We start from the raw sequence: 14,908 nt of genomic DNA, 5'->3' as shown, positions 1-14,908 counted from the left end.
GCTATAGGAACTGACAGTACGAGCCATTGATTGGCTAACTTCAAAGAGTTAGGGGAAGATGTCCTGAATAATCCTACTGTAGCTACGGCTTTAGCTGCTGCTTTAAGTGCTGAATCTGGTAAAATGGTTTCATCTGGTACTCCTGCTTCAACTGCGACAATAGGACGCAAACCTTCTGGTAAGCAGTCTATTCCAGTTGCTCCACCAAAGGTACCTAAAGGACAAGATACTTCTTTAGAGAAGGAATGGTCAGATTTTGTGAATGAACGGATGGAAAAACAAAAGCTTTCTGCTTCCACGCCAAAATCAACCAGAAGCAATTCACTGGATGCTGGAACTCTCACTCGCAGTGATTCTTTAACTTCTTTGACTTTTACTTGTAGCTTTAAGAGTACAGTTAGTAATCATAGTCTTTCTGATAGTGGAATGGGTTCTGGTTCTTCTACGCCAACTTCTACAAAAAAATTGGAAGAAGAGTTGAAGAACGCTTGAGACAACAAAATCTTATAGCACAACTGCCTTCTACAGAAGTAGCTACTAACACTAATCCACATCAGCATGCACCTACTCAAGGAGTTATAGCTGATAGTAATTAAACAAAACCACCTATTTTTCCACAAAATGACGTTACTCATCGAGTAACGTCCTTTTTTGTGACTTGGCCATAAAAATTCCATTGTTAGGCATTTTAGTGTACAAATATTGCAATTAGCTTGAATGGTGTCTTTCAAGTAGCCCCTTTGTTGTCATCTCAGAGCTGGGTAATGGTGTCATCCCAGTGCGTGACACTGGGATCTAATTGACTCGTGTCACCCCAGTTCTTATCATCCAATTCGGTGTCATCCCAGTACTGGAATCTAATTGACTCCCAGTGCCCTCTTCTTGTCGCCCAGGTAGGGTGTCATCCCAGTGCCTCTTTTCCAATCATCCCAGTGCGTGACACTGGGATCCAGTTTTTTTTATCAAAAAATTATATTTTGATAGTTGCTTTACCATATTTATTACCTATTGCATGATATGGATTCAAGCATCAAGTGCTGGAATGACACCCTCCGCCTGTCATCCAAGTGCCCAGACGCTGGGATCCAGTTTAATAATAAACATTAAAAAATTCACCAAATCGAAAAAAAGGCAAAAGAATCCCCGTGGGTGGCTAGCTATCTATATGTGCCTCAAAATATTGGCGTTTTTTTATTCTAAACGCTCAAAACCCCGACTCAGCCGCTTTTTATCGCAATTGGTCTAAATTATAAACGTTAAAAAAGTTACAATAGCAGAAAAAAACACAAAAGAATCCCCGTTAGCTAGTTATTCACTATCTTTTTTTATAAATTGGCGTTTTTTAATGTTTTTAAGTGCCCAAATAGGCGCAATTCACAGCAATATCTGGTAATTTAAATAATAATGTAAAAAACATGAGGTGCACATAGTGCAAAAAATTAAACAATAGTACGCCAAATACGTAAATTTTTTGTTGTTTCATCTGCACAGACTGAAGATAAATAATTAGTTTCATTGTCATTATAATGAGATTGAAGGGGGTTGTCAGGCATTAAATCCGTTTTTATGGGCTACTTGGGTAACCGTCTGATCTCTTCTTCCTTTTGTTGCCGCCGTGCATCTTCTTTCTTCTGGAAGAATCCTTTGTTTGCCTCAAATTTCTCGGGTACAACACTATTTTCTCTTTCTTGAGCAGGCTGTTTCTCAGTTGTTGCAGCAGGTTTCTTATCTTTTTCAGCCTCCTCAATCGGGGTTTTTAAAATTCTACTAATACCATCAAAAATTTCCTTATCCCATTCGTTTCCTTCTTTCTTCTCGGTATCAGGGTTATATAAAGTACCTTTTCTGTTATTTGAAAAAAGAACCTCAAATCCTCCATTTTATGGCGAATATTGCACCAATAGCAGCATCAACTACCGCAAATCTAGTAGGACCAAAAACTAACATTAAAGCAATGGAAAAAAGAGTAGGAAGAAAAATCTTACGCAGGAATGTTGATACCATCTCTCCGTTACTGAGCGGTGGTTCATCCTCCTTTTCATTCCCACCTAAGAAAGGTATTTTGTCCGTTATCCCACTCATGAAGGAGCCAGAAATGTTTTTAGGATCTACCTTTATTCCAAGCGGCCATCCAAGAAGCTTTATGAGCGAATATTTAGCTTCTGTACCACGTATATCAACTATACGTTCATTAACTACTTCTTTTATTTTATTATTCTCTAAATTCTCTTTGCTAGCTAGATTTTTTTCTCTAATTTCCTTAAATACGGAAAGTAAAAACTGAGAAAAATTCTCTTCACTTAGTTACTTTATATCTTCTGGTTTAGCATTTTTAAATATCTCCCCGCAATTCTCAAATACAAAAGTAAAAATTTCTTTTTATATTCATTCGGACCCTGTAACTGACCCAACAGTTCTCCTAATGACTTCAGCTTGCTCTGTAATTTTTGTTTTTCTTAATCTGAAAGTTCTTCTTGCAATTTCTTTTTTACCTGTTGTATTTGCTCCTCTGGATTTAAAGTAGCTAAAAAAGTTTTATAGATTAAACTGATGTTCCTCTTTTTCAAAAGTTCTCTTATCCTCGTTAGTTACCTGAGTAGATGATTTTGACTCTTTCCTTCCTGTTTGCGAAGCTGATCTTATACCTACCATGGCTGACATACTTACATTTACCCATGTTTTAATTGTAGCATATTTTTCATATTTTTCATATTACTTCAAATGATTTTTTGGAATCGGAGGCATTTAAATCATAATTAAGAAAATTTGCGCCCCAGTTGTCACTAATTTTTACCTCCACTTAAAGCGGTATAGAAACTTTCACTGCATTTTCTATTACGTCTTTCGCAAGTTTTGCTGTTTCTTGTACCTTATTGTTCTCTACCTCAATCAACAGCTCATCTTGAACTTGTAGGATTATTTTACCTGCCTTTTTAGCTGATCATAAAGTTGAAGCATTGCACGTTTTATTATATCCGCAGCAGTTCCTTGCACAGGTGCGTTTATTGCTGCCCTTTCCGCAAATTCTCTTAGATAAGGAATTGCATTGTTTATGTCCTTTACAAAGCACCTTCTACCAAACAAAGTTTCTACATAACCATGCTGTCTCGCAATAGACATTGTTTTTTTCCATGTAGGTCAATGTATTCAGCAGCGTCTTGAACGGTAATTTTAAACCGCCTTGCAAGGCCAAACGGGCTAATGCCATATATAATTACAAATTTAATGGATTTTGTCTTTTTCCTCAGATGTCTTTCTACCTCTGTACCTTCTTGCACTCCAAAAACTTGCCTTGCAGTGATATTATGAACATCCTGTCCATTTGCAAAAGTCTCTTTAAATGCTGTAACATCTGCAATATGTGCCAAAATTCTCAATTCTATTTGTGAATAATCGGCAGAAATTATCTTGTATCCATTTGGCATAAATAAATGCTTGCCTGATAAAGTTCCCCTCCTCAATCCTGATAGGAATAATCTGCAAATTAGGATTGCTGGAGCTAAGCCTTCCGGTTGCAGTTGTTGAAAAACTTGTATGTACCCTACCATCAAGAGGGTTAACTCGCTTTATTATTGCAACAGTATAGGTACCTTTCAGCTTACTTAAATATCGCCAATCTAAAATCTTACTTGCAATTTCAGCTCTTCCATTTCAATTTCTTCTAGTACTTCAGAGTTTGTGCTATACGATCTAGATTTTGATTTTCTCTTATTATTAAGCCCCATTTTATTAAATAAAACCTCACCTAATTGTTTGGGTGAGGCAATATTAATTCTTTCTCCTGCCAAATCATATATATTATTCTCAAATGCAGTGAGAGTAACTGTTGACATTTATCGGACAGTTCCTGCAGTTTTTGAATGTTTAGCAATATTCCATTTTTTCCATGTTAAGTATTACTTCCGTAAGCGGTTTATCGAAACGCTCGTAAATCGTGAAAAGCTTTTCTTGAAATAGTTTTGTGTTAGCTTTTCATAGATCGCTATTAAATTTTTTGCTGAGAAAATTTCTACATCTCCGCTAAAATTATGTGCAATTATGTTTGGAATTCTATGATCATGCTTTCCTGTGTCAAGGCTGTGCGACATCGACATCAAATCGTCAATTGAACCCAGCGCTTTTTCTATTATAGGAAATATCTTTCTAGTTTCTCTAATGTCGTGTATTATTTTAAGCACTCCATCTGAAAGTAAAATTGAATTAATTGTGATTAATGCCTCTTGTAAGTGTTTTTGATCTATATGGAAAATGTTGTTTTTACTGCAAGATAAAGAAATGTTGCTTAATATGCTATCTTCAAAATGGCAATGGATTGCAATTTTGCCTTCATATCTGCAGTGCTCCAAAATTTTTTCTAATTCTTCACTACTATATTCTAGTTTCTTTTCCGCTCTGGGTTTATTACAGGAAAAAAGCTTCTCTGCTTTGTTTAGCAATGAATTAAACTCATAATTCTTTAGAAAGGATAACAATTTCTCCATATTTGGAGGATGTACTTCATATTTTGCAACATCATGCTGAAGATCTACTTTCTCGCATAGTAGTAAAGGTTCTCTTGAAAGTAGCGCTTTTTTCTTATGTTCAGTGAGGATATTACGAATTCTCGTTTGCTCTATATTATTAATATTTTCCAGGCTATTATCCTAGGAACCAAATTTATCTAACAGTTTAGCTGCAGTCTTTGGACCTATGCCTGGAACGCCCAGTATATTATCAGATGCATCACCAGTAAGAGAAAATAAATCAAGACGCTTGTTTGAATTTGCACCAAATTTTTCTATTACTTGTTTTTCATCTATGTATCTATTTTTGATGGGGTCAAATATTAAAATTCTGTAATTCAAGAGTTGAAGCAAATCCTTATCTGATGAAGCTATTGCCACTTTAAGGTTTTGTTGGTTGGCATATTTTTCAGCTAGGGTTGCAATTATGTCATCTGCTTCATAGCCTTCAATCTCTTCATAGCTGAGATTAAAAGCTTCTACCGCTTCACTTAGTATTGAGAACTGTGGAATCAAGTCCTCAGGAGGAGTTACCCGATTTGCTTTGTACTCGGGGTATAAATCGTGCCTGAATTTTTTTTTGCCAGAGTCAAATGCTATGGTCAAGTAATCCGAGTGAGTAATGTACTTAAGAACCATGTTTAGAAAGCCGTACACGGCACCTATTGGAATACCGGTTGTGGTAGTTAAATGATGCAAAACGTAATAAGCTCTGAAACGAAAGCCGTAACCATCGATGATTGTGAAAGTTTTTTCTTTCATTGTAGATATTCACGTGTGCCCTCGATAGTCTATCATTTAGCTGCAAAAATCAAGTCTTTGTTTTATGCCTCTGAGCATTACAAGAGATTTGCCGAAAATGGCATTCATGCATAGTTACCATTTAAAATAGTTATATTACTAATAAATTGAGAGCTCAAAATGAGCAAAAATATAGAAAAGTCACAAAGACCTAACCAGACTACAAAAACAAGGCGTAAACTTAATAAATTAGATATTAGTGGTCCAATGATTTTCAACTCCGCTTCAGTAGCCAGTGAAGTGGTACCAATAAAAGTTAGATCAAAAGCTAAAGCAAACAACCGAATCTCTAAAAAAGATAGAGCTCACTCCTTGTCAACCTTTAGCATTGACTCTGATGCAGTGTCAATATCAAGTGATAGTGGAATCTCCAGTACAATAAGTGAGAGTGAAATGCTTGATACAAACTCAATATCAAGCGATAGTGGAATATCGTCTGGTCGGACAACACCAACTGCTTCAATAGCAGAATATCACCCTCAGTCAAAATCGGCAAGTGGACCTATTCAGGAAAAATTGAAAAAGGTCAGCATTCCTGAAATGCCAAAAGATTTTGTTGCATCGAAGAAAAAACCTCCTCGGATAAAGAGCAAATCTAAGCAAACTCAAAAAGAAGTTGAGCAGACTGTTAGTCTTGATGATCAGTTTAAAGCTAAACAGAATATGCAAAATAACCTGCAACAGAAGCTATCTAAGCTTAATCAGCAGGGTAAATTATTTATATTTATAAAATCAAAAGAACATAGAGCTAAAGAAAGGGAGCTAAATTCCCAATTAAAAGAAGTAACGAAAGCTAAATGGAGAGTTGAGCTTGATAAAAAATTTAAAAATGACAAAGACTTAGGAGTTTTATATTTTGTAAATGAATCTCATGATACAAGTAATAAGTATTTAGAAGGAAAAGGTAAAATAGTACAAAAGCATCCTCAACAGTATAGACATTACACATGCAATTACCGTAATGATTTTTTGAATTCAAGATCTTTTGTATATAAATCTCTTCAAGAAATCCTAGAGAGAGCTAATCCTACATATGAAGATAAACAGACCCTGCTCAGGTACGATGCATATCAAGTTAAGTCTCTACTACAAAGTGGGGACATAAAAGAAAAAGAAGACAAGAAAGCACTAAAAGAAATATATAAAGACTTGAAGAATGAAATGAGTAAAAGTAGAAAAAGCTTTGACTCAAAAATGACCAATATATTTGCAAATTAAGAAAAGATAGAGGAGCGTCACCGGATTCAATTATGAAATCTGTACAAATAGTACAGCAGTTACAACAGGTTTCAAGGTCCTGAGAATATCAAAGAAGAGGATTTTACAATTTTATGTAAGGTAAAAAAAATATTTTACTAAAGTATAAACTTAGATAAATCTAACTGCTTTGAGATCGATTCGAGTTTATTTTTCACATATTTTATATCTACAACAAATTTTTCACAGTTTTTCTCAGAAGCGATAAAGCTTATTTCATCCAAAAGTTTCTCCATGATAGTATGGAGCCTTCTTGCACCTATATTTTCCACTTGTCTATTAACTGTAAACGCTATTTCAGCTATGGTTTCGATACCATCATTGGTGAACTCAAGTGTCACTTTTTCTGTTTTCATTAGAGCTAAGTATTGCTTTAACAAACTATTTGCAGTTGGAGCCCGAAAGTAATCTACCTTGCAGTTCTGGTAAGAGATCAGATGGCTTAGCCTGATGAAAAGCACCAGACGCAATAAATAATATATAGTCTGTTTTTACATGGCCGTACTTGGTTGAAACAGTTGTTCCTTCAAGTAGTGGTAATAAGCCACGTTGTACTCCTTCTCTATTTACTTCACCCTTTACCTCTGTACGTGCTGCAATTTTATCTATTTCATCAAAAAACACTATGCCTTTATTGGAAACAAGATCAATAGCTTCTTTGATTATCTTCTCTTCATCCATTAACATTTCACTTTCTTCGTTAATCAATATTTCTCGTGCCTCTCTTACCTTAACCGTAATAGTTTTTGTCGTTTTGCCACCATTAAACATTTTGCCCACTAGCTCTGTTATAGTTACCACGCCAACTTGTCTACCTGGCATGCCTGGTATATCAAAATCTGGCAACATGCCCTTGCTTTCTCTAACGTTAATGGAAACATCCTCATCTTCAAACTCTTTATTTCTCAATCTCTCCATAAAACTCTTCTTACTTTCTTCGGTCGCATCCTTGCCTACCATAGAATTAATTATTATCTTCTCGGCCAAATCTAAAGCTTTTTTAGCTAAGGCTTTACGGCCCTTCTCTTTAACTAAAACTATTGCTGCATAAACTAAATCACGTATTATTGAGTCAACATAACGTCCAACATATCCTATTTCAGTAAATTTCGTTGCCTCAATTTTGATAAATGGCGCGCCTGCAAGCTTTGCCAAGCGACGAGCTATTTCAGTTTTACCAACTCCCGTATGACCAATCATCAATATATTCTTAGGTATAATTTCGTCACTCAAAGGGAGAGGAACTTTATTGCGACGCCAATGGTTTCTCAATGCAATAGCAACAGCAAGCTTTGCATCATTTTGCCCGATTATGAACCTATCTAATTCTCTAACTATCTTTTGTGGTAGCAGATTATCTAATAAAACTTGTGCAGCTTGAGCTCTGCTACCATTTGAATCAAAACTATTTTCAGTGTCTTTATAGAGGTCGTTTTTTTCATTATAGGTACCACTACTACAAGACTGTTCTCCTGAAAAAGGAGAGGATTCACCGGAGAAATTAGTATATGAAATTTTTTGTTCAGAAGACATATTATTCCCCTATTTTTTCAATAACTACATTATGATTTGTATAAACACATATGTCAGCTGCTATTTTCATAGCTCTTTTTGCAATTTCCTTTATTGATATTCCTTTAACGTCAACTAAAGCTCTTGCTGCGGATAGAGCAAAATTTCCCCCAGAACCAATAGCTGCAATTCCATCCTCAGGTTTGAGACCGTCACCCGTTCCTGTAATCACCAACGAAATAGATTTATCTGCAACTATCATCATAGCTTCCAGCTTTCTCAAGTATTTATCCATTCTCCAATCTTTCGCAAGTTAAACACATGCTCTCATTAATTGCCCTGGGTGCTTGTCAAGTTTAGATTATAGTCTTTCAAAGAGATTAAATGCATCAGCTGTTGCTCCAGCAAAACCAGCAATTACGGAATCACCGGAAAGACGTCTGACTTTTTTGCTCCAGAGTTTATAACTGTGTGGCCCACTGAAACCTGCCCATCACCTATCACTACTACATTTTTATCTCTTCTAATTGACAGTATGGTAGTTCCATACATTTTATTTTTATCATGTTGAATCATTTTTCTGTCACTTTAATTCATTATACTGTAACTGGGGGGGTGTTAGTTATATATGTTTAGTTATAGCTTATAATATAACACATTCCTTATAACATTTAAAGTGTAGATGCAAAACATAATTCGCCCAAATATAGAAAAAAAAGAATAAATAACTGGTTTGAGGAAAAATTTAACGGCCTCGTATTACCGCTCTATAGCTCTATGGATCTTAGAAACTCTGGTTACAAAATCGCTCCAATAGACTCCAATTTGTTTCCTGCAGGGTTCAACAATCTAAGTGAAGTATCAAGAATAACAGCAGCAAAATTGGCAAAAAGCTACTTAGAAAAAAAAACAACATAAAAAAGTAATACCAGAGAAACACAATATCACACAAGAAATAAAATGTATATAGAAAACGTATTTTCTATAGAGAAAATACTGCAACTTGCAGGTTTTGAAACTAGAAAAGGCCTTTTTAATAACGAAGCATACAATTTATATGAAACTATTGTGAAAGAAAACTTTCTGCTAAAGAACAACTTCAGGATTTGTGCCCGATGTTATTATACTGAATTATACTTAATTTAGTATTATGCTTTAATTATAATTATACAGAAAGCTATATTCTAGACATACTGGAAAATGTAAAACAAGAGATAATACCTAGCCCATTATATGGTTGGCACAGTAGGCAAAAATTTCAATATTTCAAAATCTATCAAAAGTTAGCGTCTGAATTTTGTAACGAATTTAAAATAGACTCGTGGTTTATTTCTGCATTTGTAAAGAGTGGTAGAGGAGTCTATTTTGATGACAACCCATCGCTAGAAACAGTGGCAACTAAAGTTGACCAAGTACTGTCTCTAGTGCAAAAAAAATATGAAGAATATGGAGTCAGCACACAACCTTATGTCTTTATCAAAGCAAATAATGGAACATACGGAATGGGCATTATAAAAGCAACAAGTGAAGAGGAAATATTAAACCTTAATAAAAAAGCGTAATAAAATGAAGAAAATAAAAGAAGGAATAGAAATCGATAGCGTTATTATACAAGAAGGTATACCTACCATTGATGTGAACACAGTCCTGCAGAACCTTTGATATATTATATAGGAAATACACCAACGTGCTATTTATACCGGTGTAATAGCAGAAAAGATGTATATTCTAGCTTGAATTCCACTAACTGTGAATTTCATGATATCAGCCAAATTGTAAAAAATAAAACCCTGTCACTCTGGAAAGTGGTTAGCAAATTAGCAGTGCTAGCATTGGCAGTAGAAATGAGGTCTTTTCATATCTAATTTCCCACCTATACAGGAATGACATCCTTTGCGAGCTCTTGAATTGCCTTAGCTGCAAATATTAAGAAATTTACTAAATTAAGAAAAAAGGCAAAAGAACCCTTGTGGGTGGCTAGTTATTTACATTTAACTTTTAAACATGGTGTTCTCTTATTCTAAACGTCTAATAACCGTGACTCGGTTGCTTTTGAAGTCTCAATTATAAACGTTAAGAAATTTACCAAACAGAAAAAAAGACAAAAGAAACCTAGGGCAGCTAGTTATTCACTATCATTTTATCAGTTGGCGTTTTTTAATCTTTTTAAGCACCAAATAGGCGCAATTTGCAGCACTAGTCGATAATGTAGACAACAATGTAAAAGACATGAGGTGCATATAATGCAAAAAAATTAACATGAGACGCCAGATACATAAGTTTTTTTTGTCTTCTAATCTATACAGAGAAGATAAATAATTAGCTTCATTGTTATTATAATGAGATTGGCGGGTTTTTTTTGGTTTTGTTTCATTCTCCCTTATGAGATATTTTCGTTCTAGTGACTCACATTATAAGGATACAAGTTGGAATAACAGGAAGGGAATGCTGGAATAACGTGGAAAAAGTGTTGGAATGTAAAATTTTTAAAGACTTAGCTTCAGTCAGCTAAGAATACGTAAACTGAGTTGTTTTTGGACTTTTCGATTGGCTCTTCGGCATTAAATTTTACAATATCGAAATAGTATGAAGTACCTACTAAAAGAGGATTTTCACGGCTTAAAGCGTATGACGTTAACTTGTTTGTACCTTTGCCTACAATATTTCGACCACTATTGAAATATGTCAAACTCAATTTGTGAGAATCAGAACGGTAACCAACACCCGCATTCATGTAATATGTGTTGCTCACTTAAGTATCACGTTCTTCACCAGATTTACCGCCATTACCACACGAAAAAATGAAATCAAGATCGAACAGCCTTAATTTCAAGCCAAAATTCCAGTTTAATAGTTGATTATGACACTGACGATCGCAACGGTTTTTATTCTCACAGTCATTAAAATTTCCCTTTGCAAACTCACCAGTTATAGCAGTAGTAAAACTTATATCATCTGATAAACCGTTCTTATAGGAAAGGCCAGCAGCAATTAGGTTGTTATATTGTAAGTTATTTTTTCCTGGAATATAATTGAGTCCCAATTGAAAATTGTAAATTTCAGGAGAGATGTAGTTTAATGCTGTTTGCTTTAACTTCAGCTCTAGCCCATTATAATCATTATAAATATTGGGTTTAACCCAAAAGAACCTGTCTTTATCATACCCAGCGCCAATACCTTTTCTTTACTGCCGCGCAAATTTGCGTAGTTTGTCCAGCAACCATTTACTCCTCCAGCAGCCGCATAAATTATTGAAGAGTTGATCGGCATGCTTTGGCTAACTAACTCTCTTTTATCATATTCAATTGATCCAAGCGCCTTGTTTTTTATGATAAAATACCATTCCTCCATGTCTAATTTTTCTATGTCTAATCCCTTTAGATTTGCGATTCTAGACACTCCTGTCCTAACATTAAACCCCATTTGAGTATTTGGATAAACTTGCTGTAAATAAAGAAAACGCAAGTATGAATAACTTGAAGTTTGTTCTTTGGTTGAATATTGAAAGAGTCTTTGTTAAAAGCATGGCCAAATCTTAAATCTATTCCCCCATCTAGCTCTGCATAAAATATTCCCATATCCAGAATTACCCTAGTGCCAAAACTGCTTTGCGAAGACAATAACAAAAGCAGTATTACCAGGCAGTGTTTTAATTTCATGAGTAAAATTAAATTTTTATAAAAAATTTAAACTTTCTAAAATTTTTATAAAAAATTTAATTTTAAACTCAATATGGACAAAAGACAACTTTTCATAAGGCATCATGCTAGTTTTTGAGCTATGCTTCCATAAGTTATTGATATACTGGGTCAATATTATGCAATACTATACAATATTGATATAAAGATATACTGATCAATGCTTTAATAACAGCTTATTGATAGCAGAATGTATACGATCAATCACTTTAGGTGCGTCTTCTGCATTACAGTTAAATAAGATAAAGAGCAATTTTTACTTTCGCCAATATATCTTAAAAAATCATCACTGCGGCATTTTTTGTGAAAGTATTCTATAACGACTTTCAGTGCGTCATTTATTTCATCACAGTTAAAACCAATAACTCCCATAACTACATTAATTTGATGTCGTAGGGGGAAATTCGATACAACACATAGCTCCAGAACAGAAGACTTACTGTCTGGTATATCAAACAAGTTGTGGTTCTTGTATTTTTTACCCATTAGATATTCATCTCTGAACATTCCTGATATATGCAACAAGCTGATGTCATGTATCAACATCTCATAATTAATCTTGTTATCAATAAATTGCATGGTGCGAAAGACTTTCACTCTTGTCCTGATATCTTCTCCTTTAGCGCCAATTAAGGAAAAACCTATCACTTTAGGTAATATATTAAATAAATCCTGCCCATCTTCAGTGTACTCTAAATAATTGTTCACGTCATTAGCTGCTCTTGCACTTAAGATATTGATTAATGGCTTATTAAGTAGGCTCTCTTTCCTGTATTTTAACAAATTCCTTGCAGCTTGATTAAGCCCTAAAATTAATACAACTTTTTTCTTATTATCCTGACAAACAGATATCATGACATCATCTTTCCTTCTTGCAGTTATGAAATCTTCCATGCCTTCATTCTATACAATGTATTTATAAGTATAATAAGATTATATTAAAATTCATTTACTTGTAATATGCTTAATTAGATATAATAGAAATGGCTTAATACCACGTTGCTGCTAGCCACTTTTAGATGGTAGTAAAGGTAATTCAAACTCTGGAACCCACAACTGTACGAACATTGTGCTACCAAAAGGATGTCATCCAAGTACTGGACCATAAAACTACTTGACAACCCCGTCAATCTTATTATCATACTACTAAGGGTATTTCTGACTCAAAACTTGTTTTTGATCTGCGCAGGATCAATGACAAAAATTCAGTAAAAAATTTAAGGTATTTATTGGCGGATTATATAAATTAATGGGGCTGCATGTCTTTTACATTTTTTCACATTTAGCCAAAATCGCGCTTAGACTAAGCGTCAGCACATTATTACAGCGCCAGTTTACAGTATTAGAGGGTCAAAACTCGCATCACGGGGATTCTTTTGCCTTTTTTCTTCATTTGGTGAATTTTTTAATATTTATAGCTACCGTCATCACCCTAGCGGGATCTATTTTCTTTTTTCCAGGATCCCAGTCCGAAAACTGTAACGTTCGTACAGTTGCGCACTGAAACCTAAGAATTTTCCAGAAGAAAAAAAGAGATAGACTTCCCTTTGTTTTATACTATTTTTTTTTTGTCCTTGATCAGCTTGTTCAACAACAACTTAGCCTAAATAAGTATTAAACCCTTTAGCACCATCTTTATCTAAACCTAATGTTGCTTTCTGCTGATCCATACTTGCATACTCATACTTACCTTCTTTATTCTTCACTTCTAATGAATGTATAGGTAAGCATAAAGTATCGCCCACCGACGACAGACCCTGATTACTAAATATAATAACACGGCCCTCTTTGCCTTCTGAGTTAGTGAAATATATAAAATATTTACCTTCTATCTCTTTACCTTTTTCATCCTTGTATTGGTTATTTTCTTTTATTATTTTAATCACATCTCCTGTTAAGAATAATAATAGTTGTTGACCTTCCTTATTATTAACAATCTTCGGAGCTTTCAGCTCAGATAATTCATTATTTTTGATGATGCTATACACTGCTAAACCGATTAGTGCAACAGCAACAGTTACCAATATACCTATTCCAGGCGGTGTAGCTGCAAAAGCTGCAAGTAGAGCAAGAGCTGAAGTTGAAGACACCCAAAAAGGTGCTGAAAGTGCTACTGCTGCGCCTATGACATACAGAGAAGTAAGTGCAACAAGTGCAATGCTCATTTTGTAGAATTGACCACGTTGGTTTTTGAAAGTTTTGCAAATTGACATTATTAACCTCAATAAATTATTAATATACTAAAATTATATGTAAAGAATCATTGCAGTCAAGAAATTTTCAACGTAAAAACTAATTGACGAACAGTGTATTACCTGCCACTTGAGCCAAAGCCCCTTGCATTTCGGTCAGTTTCTTCTGTGCGAAATTCCTCTGTATTATTCCAAACTATCCAAGATACAGGAGCAATAAGGATTTGTGCAATCCTATCTCCCCTTTTTATTTCGTATGGTTGATTGCTTAGATTAATCAAGCAAACTTTAACTTCACCTCGATAATCAGAATCTATAGTGCCAGGAGAATTTAAAACAGTAACCCCATGTTTTGCAGCAAGGCTAGAGCGCGGTCGAACTTGTCCCTCAAAACCATTTGGTATTGAAATCACAGTTCCAGTTGGAATAAGGGATCTCTTTCAAGTGGATTTAGGGTTACAGAGCTATCCAGTACTGCATAAAGGTCCATACCAGCACTCTGCGAAGTTGCATAGCATGGAAGAGGCAGATCTTCTCCGTGTGATAATTTTTTTATTTCTACTTTAATTTTTTGCACTCTACCTACCTAAATATGAATGTGGAACTTCAGATCCAGGCACGCCCAGGTGCTGGTCTTGGAGGACAACATGGGGCAGCGGTCGCGAGAGCACATCATTACCATTCCGACCCACTTGGAGTCCTCCCCCACCTTCCTCAAATGATGATGACCATCAGCTTACGGAGTTGGGACTGTTTAAAAAAAGGAATAACACCCAAGCAGAAACAAGAGCTCCTGCAAGTGGTGGATGACTCCAAACAGACGGCCATGAGAGACTCTGGGCCTTCCACTTCATCCCTTCTCCCGAATTTCTCTTCGCAAGTGGTGCTTGTCTCCAAACCATCTGCCCTGGGAGACCATAGCCCTGGGACAGCTACTGCAGCCTTT

Annotated in this window: 6 protein-coding genes and 6 pseudogenes; 4 read left to right on the top strand and 8 right to left on the bottom strand. The window is 35.2% G+C overall.

Annotated features, from left to right (window positions below; all coding sequences use genetic code 11):
* Window positions 1-30 precede the first annotated feature (30 nt).
* Window positions 31-492, top strand: a complete 462-nt coding sequence (locus tag HET73_RS02595; protein ID WP_174133975.1) for a hypothetical protein — start codon at window positions 31-33, stop codon at window positions 490-492.
* A 303-nt stretch (window positions 493-795) separates the two neighbouring features.
* Here the strand turns inward: HET73_RS02595 and HET73_RS08955 are convergent, their stop codons facing one another.
* A complete protein-coding gene (locus tag HET73_RS08955) occupies window positions 796-924 on the bottom strand; it encodes a hypothetical protein (RefSeq protein ID WP_281356011.1) in 129 nt (42 codons plus the stop codon).
* 958 nt (window positions 925-1,882) lie between these two features.
* Here HET73_RS08955 and HET73_RS02590 point away from each other — a divergent pair.
* Window positions 1,883-2,284: a hypothetical protein gene (locus HET73_RS02590; RefSeq protein WP_174133974.1), complete on the top strand. Its 402-nt coding sequence runs from the start codon at window positions 1,883-1,885 to the stop codon at window positions 2,282-2,284.
* 423 nt (window positions 2,285-2,707) lie between these two features.
* Here HET73_RS02590 and polA read toward each other — a convergent pair.
* Window positions 2,708-5,264 (bottom strand): annotated as a pseudogene (gene polA, locus HET73_RS08950) (DNA polymerase I).
* 159 nt (window positions 5,265-5,423) lie between these two features.
* On the opposite strand from polA, the gene HET73_RS02580 reads away from it, so the two are divergent.
* Window positions 5,424-6,521 (top strand): hypothetical protein, encoded by a 1,098-nt coding sequence (locus tag HET73_RS02580; protein WP_174133973.1) that lies wholly within the window; start codon window positions 5,424-5,426, stop codon window positions 6,519-6,521.
* A 137-nt stretch (window positions 6,522-6,658) separates the two neighbouring features.
* Here HET73_RS02580 and hslU read toward each other — a convergent pair.
* A pseudogene (gene hslU / locus HET73_RS02575) lies at window positions 6,659-8,093 on the bottom strand (ATP-dependent protease ATPase subunit HslU).
* A gap of 1 nt (window position 8,094) precedes the next feature.
* Window positions 8,095-8,648: pseudogene (gene hslV / locus HET73_RS02570) on the bottom strand (ATP-dependent protease subunit HslV).
* A gap of 106 nt (window positions 8,649-8,754) precedes the next feature.
* Here hslV and gshA point away from each other — a divergent pair.
* Window positions 8,755-9,937: pseudogene (gene gshA / locus HET73_RS09360) on the top strand (glutamate--cysteine ligase).
* A gap of 635 nt (window positions 9,938-10,572) precedes the next feature.
* Here gshA and HET73_RS02560 read toward each other — a convergent pair.
* From HET73_RS02560 to dut, 4 genes and pseudogenes are all read right to left on the bottom strand, one after another.
* Window positions 10,573-11,731: pseudogene (locus tag HET73_RS02560) on the bottom strand (porin).
* A 243-nt stretch (window positions 11,732-11,974) separates the two neighbouring features.
* Window positions 11,975-12,664: a hypothetical protein gene (locus tag HET73_RS02555; RefSeq protein ID WP_246209842.1), complete on the bottom strand. Its 690-nt coding sequence runs from the start codon at window positions 12,662-12,664 to the stop codon at window positions 11,975-11,977.
* Window positions 12,665-13,368: 704 nt separating this feature from the next.
* Window positions 13,369-13,983, bottom strand: coding sequence for a hypothetical protein (locus HET73_RS02550; protein ID WP_174133127.1), 615 nt, complete (start codon window positions 13,981-13,983; stop codon window positions 13,369-13,371).
* A gap of 98 nt (window positions 13,984-14,081) precedes the next feature.
* Window positions 14,082-14,530: pseudogene (gene dut / locus HET73_RS02545) on the bottom strand (dUTP diphosphatase).
* Window positions 14,531-14,908 lie beyond the last annotated feature (378 nt).

Source organism: Wolbachia endosymbiont of Atemnus politus (genome assembly GCF_013309895.1).
The sequence above is the reverse complement of the archived record's forward strand: the minus strand, read 5'-3'. Positions and strand labels throughout refer to the sequence as shown.